At 46.1% G+C, this 17,299-nt stretch carries 18 protein-coding genes and 1 riboswitch; of the genes, 5 read left to right on the top strand and 13 right to left on the bottom strand.

Annotation, left to right across the window (positions count from 1 at the left end; all coding sequences use genetic code 11):
- Nucleotides 1-4 precede the first annotated feature (4 nt).
- The 6 genes from spoIIIAD to EWH91_RS12260 form a co-directional block, all read right to left on the bottom strand.
- The gene (spoIIIAD, locus tag EWH91_RS12285) at nt 5-406 is read right to left on the bottom strand and encodes a stage III sporulation protein AD (RefSeq protein WP_129930324.1); all 402 of its coding nucleotides are present in this window, start codon (nt 404-406) and stop codon (nt 5-7) included.
- Between the two features lie 117 nt (nt 407-523).
- Complete coding sequence (spoIIIAC, locus tag EWH91_RS12280) at nt 524-727, bottom strand: stage III sporulation protein AC (protein ID WP_129930323.1); 204 nt, start codon at nt 725-727, stop codon at nt 524-526.
- A gap of 30 nt (nt 728-757) precedes the next feature.
- Nucleotides 758-1,273, bottom strand: coding sequence for a stage III sporulation protein SpoIIIAB (gene spoIIIAB / locus EWH91_RS12275; RefSeq protein ID WP_129930322.1), 516 nt, complete (start codon nt 1,271-1,273; stop codon nt 758-760).
- Nucleotides 1,270-2,220: a stage III sporulation protein AA gene (gene spoIIIAA, locus EWH91_RS12270; RefSeq protein ID WP_256359838.1), complete on the bottom strand. Its 951-nt coding sequence runs from the start codon at nt 2,218-2,220 to the stop codon at nt 1,270-1,272. The genes spoIIIAB and spoIIIAA overlap by 4 nt, the downstream gene beginning before the upstream one ends.
- Before the next feature lie 289 nt (nt 2,221-2,509).
- Complete coding sequence (gene efp, locus EWH91_RS12265; RefSeq protein WP_129930321.1) at nt 2,510-3,067, bottom strand: elongation factor P; 558 nt, start codon at nt 3,065-3,067, stop codon at nt 2,510-2,512.
- Between the two features lie 59 nt (nt 3,068-3,126).
- On the bottom strand, nt 3,127-3,636 hold the full coding sequence (locus tag EWH91_RS12260) for a YqhR family membrane protein (RefSeq protein ID WP_240697359.1): 510 nt from the start codon (nt 3,634-3,636) through the stop codon (nt 3,127-3,129).
- Between the two features lie 228 nt (nt 3,637-3,864).
- Here EWH91_RS12260 and EWH91_RS12255 point away from each other — a divergent pair, with 228 nt between their 5' ends.
- The gene (locus EWH91_RS12255) at nt 3,865-4,824 is read left to right on the top strand and encodes a DUF1385 domain-containing protein (RefSeq protein WP_129930320.1); all 960 of its coding nucleotides are present in this window, start codon (nt 3,865-3,867) and stop codon (nt 4,822-4,824) included.
- Nucleotides 4,825-4,846: 22 nt separating this feature from the next.
- Complete coding sequence (locus EWH91_RS12250) at nt 4,847-5,251, top strand: SA1362 family protein (RefSeq protein WP_129930319.1); 405 nt, start codon at nt 4,847-4,849, stop codon at nt 5,249-5,251.
- Nucleotides 5,252-5,713: 462 nt separating this feature from the next.
- On the opposite strand, the gene EWH91_RS12245 is transcribed toward EWH91_RS12250, so the two are convergent.
- A complete protein-coding gene (locus EWH91_RS12245; RefSeq protein WP_129930318.1) occupies nt 5,714-6,601 on the bottom strand; it encodes a patatin-like phospholipase family protein in 888 nt (295 codons plus the stop codon).
- 260 nt (nt 6,602-6,861) lie between these two features.
- Nucleotides 6,862-7,290 carry a transcriptional regulator MntR gene (mntR, locus tag EWH91_RS12240; RefSeq protein ID WP_129930317.1) on the bottom strand — a complete coding sequence of 143 codons (429 nt, stop codon included), beginning with the start codon at nt 7,288-7,290 and terminating at the stop codon, nt 6,862-6,864.
- 202 nt (nt 7,291-7,492) lie between these two features.
- Here mntR and EWH91_RS12235 point away from each other — a divergent pair, with 202 nt between their 5' ends.
- On the top strand, nt 7,493-7,870 hold the full coding sequence (locus tag EWH91_RS12235) for a rhodanese-like domain-containing protein (protein ID WP_129930316.1): 378 nt from the start codon (nt 7,493-7,495) through the stop codon (nt 7,868-7,870).
- Nucleotides 7,871-7,952: 82 nt separating this feature from the next.
- Here the strand turns inward: EWH91_RS12235 and gcvPB are convergent, their stop codons facing one another.
- From gcvPB to gcvT, 3 genes are read right to left on the bottom strand one after another with little or no spacing between them, the layout of a single operon-like run.
- Complete coding sequence (gene gcvPB / locus EWH91_RS12230) at nt 7,953-9,425, bottom strand: aminomethyl-transferring glycine dehydrogenase subunit GcvPB (protein WP_129930315.1); 1,473 nt, start codon at nt 9,423-9,425, stop codon at nt 7,953-7,955.
- Nucleotides 9,418-10,773 (bottom strand): aminomethyl-transferring glycine dehydrogenase subunit GcvPA, encoded by a 1,356-nt coding sequence (gcvPA, locus tag EWH91_RS12225; protein ID WP_129930314.1) that lies wholly within the window; start codon nt 10,771-10,773, stop codon nt 9,418-9,420. Before gcvPA ends, gcvPB begins: the two co-directional genes overlap by 8 nt.
- A 12-nt stretch (nt 10,774-10,785) precedes the next feature.
- On the bottom strand, nt 10,786-11,880 hold the full coding sequence (gcvT, locus tag EWH91_RS12220) for a glycine cleavage system aminomethyltransferase GcvT (protein ID WP_240697358.1): 1,095 nt from the start codon (nt 11,878-11,880) through the stop codon (nt 10,786-10,788).
- Nucleotides 11,881-12,092: 212 nt separating this feature from the next.
- Nucleotides 12,093-12,181: riboswitch (glycine riboswitch) on the bottom strand.
- A 133-nt stretch (nt 12,182-12,314) separates the two neighbouring features.
- Here gcvT and EWH91_RS12215 point away from each other — a divergent pair.
- Both EWH91_RS12215 and EWH91_RS12210 read left to right on the top strand, forming a co-directional pair.
- Nucleotides 12,315-13,985, top strand: coding sequence for a DEAD/DEAH box helicase (locus EWH91_RS12215; RefSeq protein WP_129930313.1), 1,671 nt, complete (start codon nt 12,315-12,317; stop codon nt 13,983-13,985).
- Nucleotides 13,966-14,763: a YqhG family protein gene (locus tag EWH91_RS12210; RefSeq protein ID WP_129930312.1), complete on the top strand. Its 798-nt coding sequence runs from the start codon at nt 13,966-13,968 to the stop codon at nt 14,761-14,763. Before EWH91_RS12215 ends, EWH91_RS12210 begins: the two co-directional genes overlap by 20 nt.
- On the opposite strand, the gene comGB is transcribed toward EWH91_RS12210, so the two are convergent.
- On the bottom strand, nt 14,758-15,789 hold the full coding sequence (gene comGB, locus EWH91_RS12205) for a competence type IV pilus assembly protein ComGB (protein WP_129930311.1): 1,032 nt from the start codon (nt 15,787-15,789) through the stop codon (nt 14,758-14,760). The two genes, EWH91_RS12210 and comGB, sit on opposite strands and share 6 nt — an antisense overlap.
- A complete protein-coding gene (comGA, locus tag EWH91_RS12200; protein WP_240697357.1) occupies nt 15,728-16,855 on the bottom strand; it encodes a competence type IV pilus ATPase ComGA in 1,128 nt (375 codons plus the stop codon). The genes comGB and comGA overlap by 62 nt, the downstream gene beginning before the upstream one ends.
- Nucleotides 16,856-17,299 lie beyond the last annotated feature (444 nt).

Below are 17,299 nucleotides of genomic sequence, written 5' to 3'. Positions count from 1 at the left end.
TTCCTCACATGCCTCCTATCTGTGGCATCATGTTCACTACGGTCTCAATAATTGCCGTCAAAATCGGGATCGCCATGACCAGAATCAGGATTTTTCCTGCCAGCTCTATTTTCCCGGCAAGCGCATTCTGACCGGCATCTTTGGCAATCTGAATGGAAAATTCGGCAATGTAGGCGATACCGATTATTTTCAGAACCGTTGCCACATAAGCCCCGTTGAGGTGTGCAGTAACAGCCATTTTCCTTAACATGTCCAGAACCAGTCTGATCTGGTCGATCAGCATGATAAAAATAAAAGTACCGACAATCACGGAAAGCAGCAGAGCGAAGACCGGATTTTTCTCTTTCAGAACAAGGGCAAGAAATGTTGCAGCCAGTCCAAGCCCGGCAATTTGCAATATATCCATGATATGGCCTTATAAATAAACCGCATCGTTATTTTCAATCATGTTATTCACCTCTGAATCTGCCCTTAGAACATGTCTATGCCTGTCCCGAAATAATATAACAACGGCAGAATGCAGCTACAGAAACAGAAAAACATTCTTTATTTTTTCAAACAGGTCGTCAATCATCGTTGCAGCCATATATAAGATAACGACAAATCCAATCAGAGTAACCCACTGAGCCCAGTCGTCTTTTCCCATCTGTTTCAGAACCGTCTGGATCATCGCCACAATGATCCCTATTCCTGCTATTTGAAAGATGGTATTCACATCAAGGGACATGTTATCTCTCCTCCGTCGGTTCTGATGTTTTCAGATAAACATAAGCGCCAGCAAGAGACCTGACAAAAAGCCAAGGCTTCTGGCCATTTTCTCATTAGCCGATTGCGCCGCCCTTGCTTCCGATTCCTGCCGCCTGAGATGGGCGAGCGCAAGATGGATATGCTTTTGCTGGTTATCTGCGTCTTCGTTACCCAGTGTGGTGCCAAACTGAAGCAGGATTTCTTTCTCACTTTTCTTCAGCGCTGTATCCAACCAATATTCTTCCAAAGCTTTCGTCCAGGACTCACGAAGGGACAGGCCAGCCTCCTGTAAATTTTTTCTCAGGCTGCTGAAATAACTTCCGACAGGATCCGGTAATTGTCCTGCCAGGTGCTCTGCAAGTTCAGCTACCGGAACGCGGCCATAAACGATTTCCGCTTCTATAGACTGAAGCGCAGACATCCATTGACGAATTTCTTTAGGCCTTGCCCGGAAGCGGGAGGCAATCAGCATGCCCGCCCCGGTCGAGGCGGCAATAATCATCAGTGAACCCATTATCCAAATCATTGCCAAACCTCCTGCACAGCAGATAAGGGTTTAAAAGCCTTATCATAGAGAGTCAGGCGGCAACCGGATGCTCCTGCTTTCATCTTTCTGGAAAGCTGAATATAACGGTCAAACAGGTGCTGATCGAGCAGTGAACGAAAAGAGGGTCTTCTTTTCAGCTGCATCAGAGAAGAACTGTGTGCTGTAGCGATCACAGCAACGCCGGCATTCATGGCTTCAAACAATGCCTCCGTATCCTCCTGTCTGCCGATTTCATCGACGATCAGTACCTCCGGGCTCATTGATCTGATCAGCATCATCATACCCTCTGCTTTCGGACAGGCATCTAAAACATCAACACGGACACCTAATCTATTTTGCGGGACGCCCTGGATACAGCCGGCAATTTCTGATCGTTCATCAACAATACCCGTTTTTTTGGCTTCAATGTATCTGGCAGGTATTCCCTCACTGATAATCCGTGCAAGATCACGCAGCAATGTGGTTTTTCCAGTCTGCGGAGCACCGATAATTAAGGTGCTGAGCCAGCTTCCCTTCTGATAAAGAAAAGGGACAAGTGGCAGTGCTGCTCCGATTTTCTGCCTGGCAAGTCTGATATTGAAACACGTAACATCCCTGATTCTCAGAACATGTCCATTCTGTGTGATGACCCTGCCTGCCAGACCCACCCGGTGCCCGCCGCTGATCGTCACATAGCCCCTCTTCAGTTCTTCATCGAGAGCATACAATGAATAATTTCCCATTTTCTGCAGCATTTCTTTCGCCTGGGTTAATGATAATACCGGCAATACACCTTCATCCGGATGCCAGACTTTGCCGGAGACAATCAGCTCAAGCGGACGTCCGGCACGGCAGCGTATCTCCTCCAGCAGGGCAAGTTGCTCAACAGGCATACATGTAATGACTTTCTGAAATGGCTCAGGCAAAAATGGAATAATTTCTTTCACAGTGATCCCCCGGTCCCCTTGCAGGATATTTCTGGCTATTGATAAATATATGCCTGCCTGTCCGCCTTATGAATACGTACAACGGAAAAAAGTGCACAAAAAAAGCACCTACTAAAAGTAAGGTGCAAAGAGAAAGTGAAATCGCAAAGAGAAAGTGAAATCCCCCACTGATTGTCAGTTGGACCCATCGAGCTGCTGCGAGCAGTGATCCCCAACCGGGCCTGTTCGTTTCCCCTCATGACCCCGGGGTGATACTGCCCGTCAATACGGGATAAATCTGTCCATTCGGTCAGGCTCTTGATACATAGAGACCAGAGCGTGTATCAATAATCAGCTTGTCCCCCTGGTTAACAAAAAACGGAACATTTACCACGTAACCCGTTTCAAGTGTAGCCGGTTTTGAACCTCCCGACGCTGTATCTCCCTTAATCCCCGGCTCCGTCTCAGCAACTTCGAGGACAACCGTATTCGGAAGAACCACACCGAGTGTCTCTCCCTGATACGACTGAATATTAACTTCCATGTTCTCTTTTAAAAAGTTGAGCTGTTCCTGAATCTGGCTCTTGTCAAGATCCAGCTGTTCAAATGTATTCATATCCATAAACGTATACGTATCCCCGCTTGAATACAGATACTGCATTTTCCGGTTATCAATGTGGGCTGTATTTACTTTTTCGCCGCCTCGGAAAGTTTTTTCCTGAATCGCCCCTGTTCTCAGGTTTCTCAGCTTTGAACGAACAAAAGCCGCACCCTTCCCCGGCTTGACATGCTGGAATTCAATGACAGAGAGAATATCTCCATCCACTTCAATGGTTAACCCTGTTCGAAAATCATTTACTGAAATCATGGTTGTCCTCCTTTAACATACCGCACAAACCAAAACACTGATCCAATTTTACCACAGCACTAATTATTTGAATAGTTCTCTCTACCTGAATTTTCCTGTATCATGAAAGCGATTGAGTATCCGATAAACAGCCCGTAAAGAATGAACAGACACAGGGTTGTTGTGCATGTATTCCAGCCCAGCCGGTAGAAAACAGGCAGTCCTCTGAGCCATGGTTTCAGGACGATAAACACAAGTCCCCAAAGCAGTACACCCGTCCCGATACCTGCCCAAATTGATTTCAAACGACTTAGAGTGAATCGATAAATTAGGGCAAAGGGAACGGACAGAACGCTGATTCCCGCAACCGCAAGAAACTGCCCGCCTGTCCCGTTTCTCCAGGCACCGGGCGGGAATGGGGAAAATAATAAAGACGGACCTATCGAAGTAAAATTAAGAAGATAACAGATTAAAGCGACAAACCCCCATATCAGACCGCCAAAAAAACCGATCACAGCTGATCTTCCCAGTGATTTTCCCGCCTTTTTCATTGTACCATCTTTCTTTTTCTTTCGTACTTTTCTCGCCACAATGACACCCTCCGATGATCATTCTACACATTCAGTATACCCGAAATGCCCCATGAATTTTCTGAAGTCAGAATCCTGTTCAGAAAACGAATATGATGCGGAAAAGTTTTATCAAAAAATCGTTCAGTTTCCTAGAGGTTTTCAGGTTATTCGGGTAGAATATAAAGTAAGTAGATAACAAATAATGAAGTGCATTTGAAATGCAGATAAAGGCAGGGCAGATGAGTCATGTCAGAACATGTTCCGGTATATGGTGGTCAGGCAGTTATTGAGGGTGTCATGATGGGCGGAAAGTACACCACGGTAACTGCTGTTCGCAGAAAAGACCATTCAGTATCTTATTATGAGTGTCCGAAAGAAGACAATCCTTCTTTGAATACCCTAAAAAAAATACCAATTATTCGAGGTATCGTTGCCATCCTCGAAGCCAGTGGAATAGGAACAAAGCATCTTAACTTTGCATCTGAGGTTTACGATGCAGATCCGGCTGAGGATGGTATCCGTGCAGTTCAGAAGGATGAGAAAAAAAAGCGAAGCCTGAGTACTATTCTCGGACTTACTGCGATCGGTATTCTTACCTTTCTTTTTTCGAAATTCGTATTCACACTTGTTCCGGCCGTTGTTGCCAGTTTTTTCGAACCGCTGATCAGCAGTAATACGGGCCAGGTTCTTCTTGAAGGCTTATTTAAAATTATTCTGCTCATTGGCTATATTTATTTTATTTCTATGACGCCCCTGATTAAACGGCTGTTTCAATACCATGGGGCGGAACATAAAGTAATTAATACGTTTGAAAGCGGCGATCCGCTGACGGTGGAAAACGTCATGAAGCATTCAAGGTTTCATTATCGCTGCGGTTCAAGTTTTATTCTGTTTACAGCTATTATCAGTATTTTTCTGTATCTCTTTTTCCCTGCCGATCCGCTGTGGCTCAGGCTTGTGTCCCGCATTCTGCTGATTCCTTTCGATCTTGGTCTGGCTTATGAAATCCTGAGATTTACCAATCGGGTGCGTCATATTCCCGTCCTGCGCTGGCTTGGCTATCCCGGACTCAGTGTCCAGCTGCTTACTACCAAAGAGCCGGATGCCGGACAGATTGAAATCGGCATTCGGGCATTTGAAAGGATGCGGGCATGCGAAACGGCCATTGAGAAAGAAAAAGGGTATGTCACGAATCAGGTTCTTTAAATCATTCAGGAGGTGAATGTCCGTGAAGACGTTCCTTTATTCCTTATTCTTTTCGCTGATCGTTGCCCTCGGACTTTTCGGTCTACTCTCCTCTGTCCTTGATAATCCGACCGCTTTGCTGGTCCAAATGGTGATCGTTGCGATCATTGTGACCGTTGGTCTGTACCTGTTCCGTCGTCTTGCCGGCAGTGCCGGAAAAACAGCAGATCAGGCTTATAAAAAAGCGGCCCGGCAATCCGTTAAGCGTCATAAACTCGCGACAGCCGGAAAAAAGAGTCGCAATCTGCAGCATCCATCAAGGCTGAAAGTCATTTCGACAGGATCACGCACATTCAGAGATTTTTCCAGGACATCGTTGCGAGAGGACAGACATTTGACCGTCATTGATGGGAAAAAGGCTAAAAAAAAGAAACGGGTCCTCTTCTGAGATGATCAGGAAGAAAAACTTGCCGGCTGACATAATCTTTGACGACTCCACAGGCTGAGTTTTTCTGCTTATACTTACTCAGGGATGAAAAAAGACAGTCATCTGACTGTCTTTTTTCTTATATCTTTGAACGGGCAGTTACCCCCCTCAGGGTCATGAGGGAAAACGAACAGGCCCGGGTAACGGACCGCAGCAGCCCGATAAGGTCAACGAACAATCAGTCGGGGTAGCCACCCACTGATTGAGGTTTCACTTTATTGATGGCTTCATAAAACTTGTCTGTTATTTTTCGCTCCAGGTGCTCACTTGACGCGGGCGATCCGTGAGCCCCTTGCCCGGTAACTTCACCTTACTGCACTGCGCAGTCTCACCTCGCTCGCTGATCACTCAGGAGTCTCGTACCTTCCGCTCAGCCCATAACCCATAAAGGATATAAGCAACAGGCAACGTTAACATACCTTATTAATAGCACCATTTTTTCAAAAAACGTTTGGCTTCCTCTCTGCCTATCTGATACAGGCGTTCTCTCTCCTCCCTGGAAATTTGAAGATCTTTCGTCTTGACTTCCGTAATGGGTATAGTGATGATATTTGAACCCTGAAGTTTCTCAATGGTCTGTTCATCCCGTGCTTCGCGCATTGTTGTGAACATCCCGCGAAATAAATCAGCCGCATTTCTTATTTTTACGACGCTTTCATTATTCGGTATTTTATTTGTAACCTGCAACCCGAGAAACGGGCGAAGTGGAAGATTATTTTCCCTGTCAAAAAGCCACAACGGAAAATTACTTAACACGCCACCGTCGACCATTAAAGATTTCTGTCCACTGCCATAGGACAAAGGGACAGGCTTAAAGAAGAAGGGAAGGCCCGCACTCATGCGTACAGCCCGGGCTACTGAAAACTGGCCGGGATCGATACCATATTCTGCCAGGTCATCAGGAAAAACAACGATTTTCTTCTTTGAAACATCCGCAACAATGACTCTGAGGGCTTCATCCGAAAGATCTGAAAAGTGGATGACGCCCTTTTCCTTAAGAACATGCAACAGCCACTTTTCCAGATCATCACCATTAAAGAGCCCCAGGCTGAAGTACATGCGGAGCCATTTATAAAGTGGGAAGCGGATCAGACCAGGCGGATCAAGCAGTTGCCGGGTATTCATTTCCACCATTAACCGTTTCATTTCTTCCGACGTATAGCCTGCAGCGACCAGAGCCGCCACAATGGCACCTGCGCTGGTTCCTGCCGTTCGTTTAAAACGGTATCCGGATCTTTCCAGTACTTCAAGTGCTCCCGCGAATGCAAAGCCCCTGACTCCTCCCCCTGAAAAAACAATATCAATCCACACAGGTCCTTCCCCCCTTACTTCATTAAATGAGGGAAAATAAAAAAAAGACCGGAAGAATCTTCTCCCGGTTTATCGTCCCGCATTAACGGGAAGTAAAGTCCCCACCTCAGGGTCATGAGGATAAACGAACAGGCCCGGTTGGGGGATAACGGCCCGCAGCAGCCCTGGGTACAACGAACAATCAGTGGGAGATGAAGACCCCCACTGATTGAAGTTTCACTTAATGTCAATCATTAATCCTTTTGTTCATCTTTTTCTGACTATTCTTCTTCTTCGCTTCGTTCTTTGATTTCCAGAAGCTGTTCTACCCGTTTGGGATCTTCCTCGAAATACTGGACAACATCGCCTATTCTGTCAATGGAGTCCCAGCTGAGGTGATGCTCGATCCCTTCAACATCTTTATAAACATTTTCATCATGAACACCGATCAATTTCAGAAAATCTTCCAGGAGTTCATGACGATAGACAAGGCGCTTTCCCATCTTTTTCCCTTTTGGGGTTAAAATAAATCCTCTATATTTTTCATAGATCAGATATTGATCCTTATCCAGTTTCTGAACCATTTTCGTTACTGACGATGAATGTACATTCAGCGCTTCCGCTATGTCGGAAACGCGGGCATACCCTTTATCCTGAATCAGCCAGTAAATCCGTTCAATGTAGTCTTCCATACTTGGTGTAGGCGACATAACGTCTCCTCCTAATCAACGATCACTTAATCACTCATTCTATGTTACAATACTACAATGGAAAAAACAAGGATTAAAGCGCTTTCACTATGGCGGATTATCCATCTGCCGGCTATTGTCACCTGACTTTATCTGCCCCTTCTTTAAAAAAAGGTTCTGAATCGGTATAATATGTTGTGATAAGTCTTGGGGGGAAACAGGTATGGGCTGGATAATTCTGATTGTTATGATCGCTGCTTATTTTGGGTATGTATTTATCTCCCGGTATTTGCAGCGCAGATATCTCACAACTTTAAGTGAAGCCGATTTTCGTGCCGGCTACAGAAAAGCACAACTGATCGATGTGCGTGAACCGGATGAATTTAAAAAGGGACATATACTGGGCGCCAGAAATCTGCCGCTCACGCAGCTTAAGATCAGAAAAGCTGAGATTCGTCATGACATGCCGATTTATCTTTATGATGCAAACGGTGTAAGAAGTGCAAGAGCTGCCGCTGTACTGAAAAAGCTGGGATACAAGAATCTTTTTCAGCTGCAGGGTGGTTTTAAGAAATGGGATGGAAAAATCAAAAAATCATGATATTATTTCATCCATTTCACTGAAAAAAGGGTGCACGATTCTGATCAGAATCGTGCACCTTTTTTAATATTTCACATTGTCTTTAGACAGTCTCAGGCTGATAGCGCAGAACCGGGTGGCGTGCTGCCCGGGTTTCATCGAGTCGGGCAACAACCGTTTGATGCGGTGCCTCCTGCACACATTCTGGATCTTTCTCAGCTTCTTCACTGATTTTAATCATGTGGTCAGCAAAGGCATCCAGTGTTTCTTTAGATTCTGTTTCAGTCGGTTCAAACATCATAGCTTCATCAACAATCAGAGGAAAATAGATCGTTGGTGGATAATACCCGAAATCAAGCAGACGCTTTGCCATATCAAGTGTCCGAACGCCAAGCTTCTTTTGCCGGCTTCCGGAGAGTACAAATTCATGTTTGCAAAATTGTTTATAAGGCGTTTCAAAATATGGAGAAAGCCGCTTCATTAAGTAATTGGCGTTCAAAACAGCGTCCTTTGACACCTGGCGCAGACCTTCCGCACCCATCGTACGGATGTAGGCATAAGCCCGGACAAGAATGCCGAAATTACCATAATAAGCCTTGACCCGACCAATGGAGAGAGGACGGTCATAATCAAGCCCATAGCTTCCATCTGATTTTCTGATAATCAGTGGTTTGGGCAAAAACGGCACCAGCTCCTTTTTCACGCCGACAGGACCCGACCCCGGTCCGCCTCCGCCGTGCGGTCCGGTGAAGGTTTTATGCAGATTGAGGTGAACAACGTCATAGCCCATATCCCCCGGACGGGTGATTCCCATGATTGCATTCATATTGGCACCGTCGTAATACACTTTTCCTCCCGCTGCATGAACAATGCTGGCAATATCACGGATATGTGTTTCAAACAGGCCAAGGGTATTGGGATTCGTCAACATCAACGCGGCAGTTTGATCATCTGCCAGCCTTCTCAGATCATCCAGATCCACAAGGCCCTTTTCATTTGTCCTGACGGTGACAGGTTCAAACCCGGCGACAGATGCTGAGGCCGGATTTGTTCCATGCGCGGTGTCGGGAATAATAACTTTTGTTCGTTTAAAATCGTGATTGGCTTCGTGAAAGGCACGGATAATCATCAGTCCTGTCCACTCACCATGGGCCCCGGCAGCAGGTTGCAAAGTGATTGCATCCATACCGGTTATTTCTTCAAGATTCATCTGTAACCGATACAGTAGTTCCAGCGCACCCTGAACGGAACTCTCATCCTCGTAGGGATGGATTTTTGAAAACCCCTCAAGTCTGGCCACGACTTCATTTACTTTCGGATTATATTTCATTGTACAGGAACCCAGCGGGTAAAAACCATTATCCACACCGAAATTTCTTCTGGCCAGTGCCGTGTAATGCCGAACAAGCTGGAGTTCGGATACTTCCGGGAATTCCGGTTCTTTTGTACGCATGTAATCCTGATCAATCAGATGATCCAGCGGCTCTTCAGGCACATCCAGTTCAGCGAGGCTGTAAGCGGTGCGACCGGCTTTCGACTCTTCAAAAATGAGTGTCTGATTTTCTTCATCAGTCATGAATAATTCCCCCCAGAGCATCAGCAAAATCATCAATCTCCTGCTTCGTCCGCATTTCTGTAACAGCAACAAGCATCCGGTTTTTCAGTTCTTCTGAATCACGACCCAGATCATAGCCGCCGATGAACCCTTTTTTCAATAGCACACGATTCAGATCAGCTACCGGTTTTCCGCAATGAATCACAAATTCATTGAAGAAAGCCCCTTCTGTCATCACCTGAACTCCTGCCTGTTTCAATCTTTTCGCAGCATAATGCGCTTTTTGTACATTTTGTTCAGCCATTTTCCGGATCCCATGCTTACCCAGTGCGACCATGGCTACTGAAGAGGCAAGCGCGTTGAGTGCCTGGTTGGAACAAATATTTGATGTTGCCTTATCCCGGCGGATATGCTGCTCCCTTGCCTGAAGGGTGAGAACATAGCCGCGCTTTCCATTTTCATCTACCGTTTCCCCGACAAGTCTTCCGGGGATCTTACGGATGAGTTTTTTTGTTACGGCAAAATACCCGCAATGGGGTCCGCCGAAGGATGTGGGAATACCCAGGGGCTGGCAGTCTCCGACCACGATATCTGCATGAAATTCGCCTGGAGGTTTCAGAACGCCCAGTGCAAGGGGATTACTGGAAACAATAAAATGCGTCTTCTTTGCGTCATGGACGATGGCCTCTATTTGTTTTAACGGTTCAATTTGTCCCAAAAAATTGGGATACTGAACGATGACGCATGCTGTCTGATCATCAACAGCCTGTCTCAGCCGCTCAGGATCTGTCACACCATTCCGGACCGGGATGGTTTCGACCTTCAGGTGACGGCCATGGGCATATGTGCTGAGTACCTGACGATATTCCGGATGCACGGCTTCAGAAACCAGAATCTTATTCTTTCTCGTTGTACCGGATGCCAGGAGAGCAGCTTCGGCAAGAGCTGTAGACCCGTCATACATCGAAGAGTTGGCCACTTCCATGGCAGTAAGTTCACAGATCAGAGACTGGAATTCGAAAATGGCCTGTAATTCGCCCTGGGACACTTCAGCCTGATAAGGCGTATAAGCGGTATAGAACTCCCCTTTTGAAATGACACTGTCAACAACTGAGGGAACGTAGTGGTCATAGACCCCGGCACCCAGAAAAGATGGAAGATCTTCTGTCGAAATGTTTTCTTTGGCAAGTTTAGTCATCAGACGGATCAGTTCAGGTTCCGATAAAGCTTTTTCAACATTCAGTTTTCCTTTGAAACGAATACCTTCGGGAACGTCAGAAAACAATGTTTCATCACTTGTTACCCCTATGGTCCGAAGCATGGCTTTTCTATCTTCTTCGGTCATCGGAAGATAGCGATATGACGTCATGATGTGACCTCCTCAATTATTTTTTTTATTATAGAAGGGCGTATGAACAATTACCGCTTTTTTCCTTTTCCCACGGATATCGACTTCGAGAGTGGTCCCGGGCCGGGTATACATGATGTCAATCAGCGCAAGCCCGAGATTCTTTCCCAGAGTCGGTGACTGTGTTCCGGTCGTGATTTGACCAATTTTCCGGTTATCCGAATAGACCTCATAGTGTGTTCTCGGAATCGCCCGGTCTACCATTTCGATACCGACAATTTTTCGCTTAAGTCCGTTCTCTCTTTGTTCAGACAAAGCCTTCTGACCAAGAAAGGGAACATTTTTTTTCGCTTTAACAGCGAAACCGATCCCGGCTTCAAGTGGAGAAACATCAGGGCTGAGTTCCTGCCCGTAAAGCGGCAGACAGGATTCAAACCGCAATGTATCTCTCGCACCGAGTCCGCACGGGATTAATCCTTCATCCTTTCCTGCATCCAGTAATCTGTCCCACAGGGCCCGGGCCTTCTCCCACGGGCAATAGAGTTCAAAACCATCTTCACCCGTATATCCTGTACGGGAAACAAGTGCCTGAATCCCTTCAAGACTGACATGCTCCCGGAATGTAAAACGACTGATCTGCGCAAGAGGAATATCCGCAATCTTCTGAAGAATGTGTTCTGCGGCGGGACCCTGAAGGGCAAGGAGTGCGATATTTGCCGACTGGTTGGTCAATACCGCCTCTTCGGTTAAGTGACTGTCCAGCCAGTCAAAATCTTTATCAATATTTGCTGCATTTACAACGAGCATGAAGGCATCACCAGCCAGACGGTAGACCATCAGATCATCGACCGTTCCTCCATTCTCATAGCACATTGCCGTATATTGCGCATCGCCAGGTTGCGTCTTTGCTACGTTATTCGTAATCATTTTCTGAAGAAACGCTTCAGCTTCGGGTCCCTGTAAATGAAATTCACCCATATGCGATACGTCAAACAGTCCGGCCCTGGTTCTGACAGCCTGATGTTCCAGCTTAATTCCCGACAGACTGACCGGTAATAAATATCCGCCAAACTCAATCAATTTAGCATCTGAACTTTTATAATATTCATAAATCGGTGTCGTTTTCAAGGCTGATACCCGTCTCCCTTCATTTTTGCCAGTGTATAAAGAAAACCTGATGCCCGCTAAGCCCCGGTTGCACATAGTGCAGAAAAAAGGACAGAGAAAACACATTACGTGTTCCCCTGTCCTGAAACCTGAAAGTTTATCGTATGAACAACAATCGTCACACACGGTATCCCCTTTGGTGGCTTTCCTGTCTGTAGCACTCTCCAGAGGTGCGTCCGTCATGAGTCTTTTTGCCTGAGAGATTCACTGACTGTTTGCTCCTTCGGCGTCGCCCGGCTGCGCGCTCTCCCCATGCCGTCATCCGCAAAACATTCAATTGTTGTCGTTTAATCCTGTCTGAATCGGTCATACTAACAATACATATCCTACCATTTACAGGTGAATAAAATCAATGCTTTTCATTCACAAAATTTTAACAAAAAAGGTGACATAATATGGAACCGATTATTGAATTTGATCGTTCGTGGCAGGATGAATTGATAAAAAAAATTGAAGCCGGGGGGCCATGGGCCAATCCGGTGATGTTTGATCTTGCTTTCCAGGCGGAACAGGCCAGGATCGTCCCCTCTTTTCACGGGCTTATTGCTCCTTCTCAGTTACCGGATCTGAAGCTCCATCCGCACCAGGTTGAGACCGCACAGCATGTGATTGAAAAAATGCACGGTAAAGCGATTCTGGCAGATGAAGTCGGACTCGGAAAGACTATTGAAGCCGGTCTGATCATTAAAGAATATATGATCCGCGGGCTTGCCAGAAAAGTCCTGATACTCGTTCCTGCCTCCCTCGTTTCACAATGGGTTTCCGAATTGAACCGCAAATTTGCGATCCCGGCTGTACCTCAGCGCAAATCTTACATGTGGGACAAATGCGATGTCATTGTCTCCTCAATAGATACAGCGAAACGGGACCCCCATCGAAGTCTGGTGCTGAAGCAGGACTATGACTTTGTCATTATCGATGAAGCCCATAAACTTAAAAATCACAAAACCAAAAACTATCAGTTCGTTCAGTTGCTAAAAAAGCGGTTTTGTCTGCTGCTCACAGCTACGCCGATACAGAACCGATTAAGTGAAATCTTTTATCTTGTTTCACTTCTCAAGCCTGGTTATCTGGGCAGTGCCGATGTTTTTTCACGAGTCTTCAAGTCAGATCGCGGATCCCTGCAGAATGAAAAAAAGCTGAATAAACTGGTCAGTCAGGTGATGGTACGCAATCGAAGAGAAGATACGGGACTGCGGTGGCCCAAACGAATCGTCTGTTCACTCGACATCACATTTTCAAGGGAAGAGGCAGCCTTTTATCAATCTCTGACGGATTTAAGGCATGCCGGCATCATCCAGGGCTTTTCACTCGTCACCCTGCAAAGGGAAGCCTGCAGCAGTCGTGAAGCAGCATTCAAGACACTTAACAAAATATACCATGCCTCCGATCACCTCCACCACGAACATCTCTGGCATTCCATTTTCAGAAGACTGAATGCGATCACCCGGAACGCCAAGGCGGAAAAGGCACTCGAGCTCATTCGTGAGATTAACGATAAGGTGATCATATTTACAGAATACAGGGCCACACAGTTATATTTGCAATGGTTTTTTAAACAACACGGGATCACTTCCGTTCCATTCAGCGGAGGTTTTCGGCGTGGTAAGAAAGACTGGATGCGCGAACTGTTTAAAAGCAGAATACAGGTATTAATAGCGACAGAGGCCGGCGGCGAAGGAATCAATCTGCAGTTCGCGAGCCACCTGATCAATTATGATCTGCCATGGAATCCTATGAGGATTGAGCAGCGAATCGGACGTATTCATCGTCTCGGTCAGGAAAAAGATGTTCACATTTACAATTTTGCAGTGCACGGCACCGTAGAGAGCCATATTCTGAATCTTTTATATAATAAAATTCATCTGTTTGAACAGGTCGTTGGACGATTGGATGCTATTCTTACCCGGATAGATCTGAAGGACATTGATAAACAGGTTCAGACGATCTTTGAAGAATCTGATTCAGATGGCGAAATCCGCATAAAACTTGATAATTTAAGCAGTGTGATCAATTCTGAAAGCCAACCACTCTCGGAGGTGCGAAATGCAGCCGGCAGCCATTAATCAGTACCTTAATCGCTTTTTTACCGTTTCAGGATGCCGCCTGCTTCCTGAAACCAATGGTCATGTTCTCTCGGTAAAATTAACGGAAGAAATGGATAAAATTCTGATGAACCGGCCATTTTACTGGCACTATATCAAACAGACAGGAGGAACAGGCGAAACCGTAACACTTCGATTGCGGACCAATCCCCATTCCGATCAGGATGGAGAGTTCATTTACTTCGGTGCCCCGCGCCTCCATCAGATTTTTGATGCCGCCAGACAGCTTGGGTCCTTCATTCGCTTATATCAGAGTCCTCGGAACACCTCTTCTGCTGCACTGGAACCCTGGCTGTGCATGAACATGCGCATCAGTTATCAGTGTGACCTGAAAAAAGAGCGACTCTGTTCCGCCGGACTGCAACTGATCAACGGTACGTTAATCGATGGTTTTCGTGATGCCATCCGTGAACTACCTCTGTCCCCCAAAATACCTGATTACAGTTATACACTCAGTCCTCTGATCAAAATCAAAAGCGGCATGCTGCGAATCGAATCCTTTATCCGATCAACACTGGCCGATGAATCAAAAGACTGGGCAGAAGAAGCCGGAAGAAAATGGGCAGTCGATCAGCGTCTTCTGGACGCTTTTTACGAATCTGAAGAGGATAAACCCGAGCCTTATTTTCAGGAAAAAGAAGCACTTCGCCAGCAGTATCAGCCAAAAATTCAAATCCAGCTGATCAATGCGGGGCTGTTTTATCTGCAGTCTTCATCTTTTCTCCCTGGGAAATCATAATCCGTTAATGATCTCAAAGACAGGAATCAGAACTGATGCAAACAGGCCCAGGATAAATCCACCGATAAGCAGGAGAAGAACCGGCTGGATACAGGACATCAGGGTTTGTATTTTCTGGTCTGATCTCTTCATAACGGTCATACCGTATCGCTGAAGGGCATGATCAAGAAAACCGTTTCGTTCACCGTGTCTTACCACGGAAGAAAAATCAGAAAGATAATACCCTGCCGTTTCTAACGCTTTATCCAGTTCGATACCTTCTTCGAGCAATCTGCCCATCCGTTTTGCTTCATGTTCAAGAAACGACGTGGTCCCTTTTTCAGTCATACTGGCAACAGAATCCCGAATAGATAAACCGGCGCTTAATAAATGGCCCAGTTGAAAACACATTTGCTGCGTCAGATAAGACCTGACAAAATAACCGATGAAGGGAAAAGGAATCAGGCAATTTATCTTTTTTCCAATCGGTAAACGTTTAAACGTCAGATAAGCGCACAGCAGGATGAGGGCGCTCAGCAAACCTGCAGCAAAAATGGTCTCGGACCGACCGGACAACAGGATCAGCATTTTCATAATCTGCGGAAGTTCAATGGAAAAGGACTGATAGAGCCTCAGAAAACTGGGGAGAACGAATCGGCTGATAATCAGCAGAATCATACTCAGACACCAGATCAGGATAATCGGGTAACGCATCAGCCTGCCCATTTTCTCTTTATATTCCTCACGTCTGAGTACCAGGGTCCCACTCTCAATCAAACCACGGGACAATCTGCCACTTCGCTGAGAAAAGTAGACCGTCGTCGCAATTTCCCGGGGAAACCCGGCAAAAAGCAGGACATCATGGAACGGTACACCTTTTTCCAGCTGAAGAATCATCTGATCTGTCTTTCTTCTCATGATCCCGGTCCATTCAATTTGCAGAAGGTTCAGGGCTTTTCTCAGGGAATAGCCATCCCTGAGACATTCACCAAGCTGAATCAGCATCTTTGCCTGTTCTTTCTTTTTCCAGCGTCCGGCTCTCCGCATTTGCTATTCCACCCCCCTTCCACTCTCTTTTCTCTATCAGTCCGTTTGTGACGCCTTCCTCCAGATAATCATCGAACGTTTTATACGCGGGCCGGCTGCTTCTTGATCTGCTGGACAGATATTCATGTAATGCCATTCCAGTCAGTATCTCAAAAATTCCCGTTCGACTCGGATGATGGCGGTTGCTGCAGTCTGTCCTGCAGACCGGCCCGCACTCCGGGCACTGAATATTTACCAGTCGCTGAGCAATCACGCCAACCAGCGTCTCCTTAAGGTCGTACTGGGGTACGCCAAGTTCTGTCATTCTTCTGATCGTGCCGGAAGCATTAAAGGCATGCACCGTAGAAAGGACAAGATGACCTGTCAGGCTGGCCCGGACGGCCATTTTTGCTGTATTTTCATCTCTTATTTCACCGATCATGATGATATCAGGGTCATGCCGCAGAATGGCTTTGAATCCCTCCGCATAGGAAAAATGTGCTTTTTCGTTCACTTCCATCTGCACAAAACTGTGATTTCTTATTTCAATCGGGTCTTCAATAGTGATGATCCGTGCATGATAACGTTTCTGCAGTTCCATAAGCATCGTATATAATGTGGTCGTCTTTCCTGAACCTGTAGGCCCTGAAATCAGAATCATACCGCTATTAAAGTTAAGAAGGGAAGCAAGTCCTTCAGTTGCCTCCTGAAACACGGATAAGTCACGAACTGCCAATTCTTTCTGCTGCGGTAATAATCGAATGACCAGGCTTTCCTGTTCTGGTGTGGGGAGCGTTGACAGACGGAGTGAGACAACCTCGCTGTTAATGATGAGTCTCATTGACCCACTTTGCGGCAGCCTGCGTTCTCCTATATCCATGCCGGACAGGTACTTAAAATGATTAATGATTCGTTCAGCATCTGCTGCGGGCAAAAGGGTCATTTGATAAAGGTAACCGTGGATACGCAGTTCAACAAGTGTATCTTCCATACGTGGGATAAAATGAATATCTGAGGCCTCTGCCTGACAGGCGTGCTCCAGTAATTCTCTGCTCTTTTCAACAGTTTCAGCAGATATTTCGGTCAAGATGGCACCCGCTCTCATATCTGATTACGGGAATCGGGGGGATGGATTGGTCAATACGGGGAAATCTTACCTAAAGTTATTCATCGTGACAGAAGAATAATCCTGCAATATCTAAAAATATTTCTGACTTTGTGAAGAATAAAAGAAAAACCTGCAGAGTGGTGTCGCCAGAAGTTACGCTATTAATACTTTCATAAAAATAAAGTGAAATTTCAGGAAACCGGGGTATTCCGGGCGTAAAGGGCGTGCCCGTTTTGGACGGCTGCGGGATAAAAAAAGGAGGACCGGCTCAGTCCTCCCTGATTTCATATTACATACTAAAACTTGAAAGATAGAAAAGTGTCCCTGTTCCTTGCTGGTTCTATGTTCTTCCTGGATAAATTAGCTCAGGCTGCCGCTTTGGTCAGCCGTTCCCGATAGCTGGACGGCAGTTTTTTCAGAAAC

This window comes from Sporolactobacillus sp. THM19-2, assembly GCF_004153195.1.
In the GTDB taxonomy this organism is placed as follows: Bacteria; Bacillota; Bacilli; order Bacillales; family Sporolactobacillaceae; genus Sporolactobacillus.
Note: the sequence above shows the minus strand (reverse complement) of the source record. Positions and strands in the feature narration are given on the sequence as shown.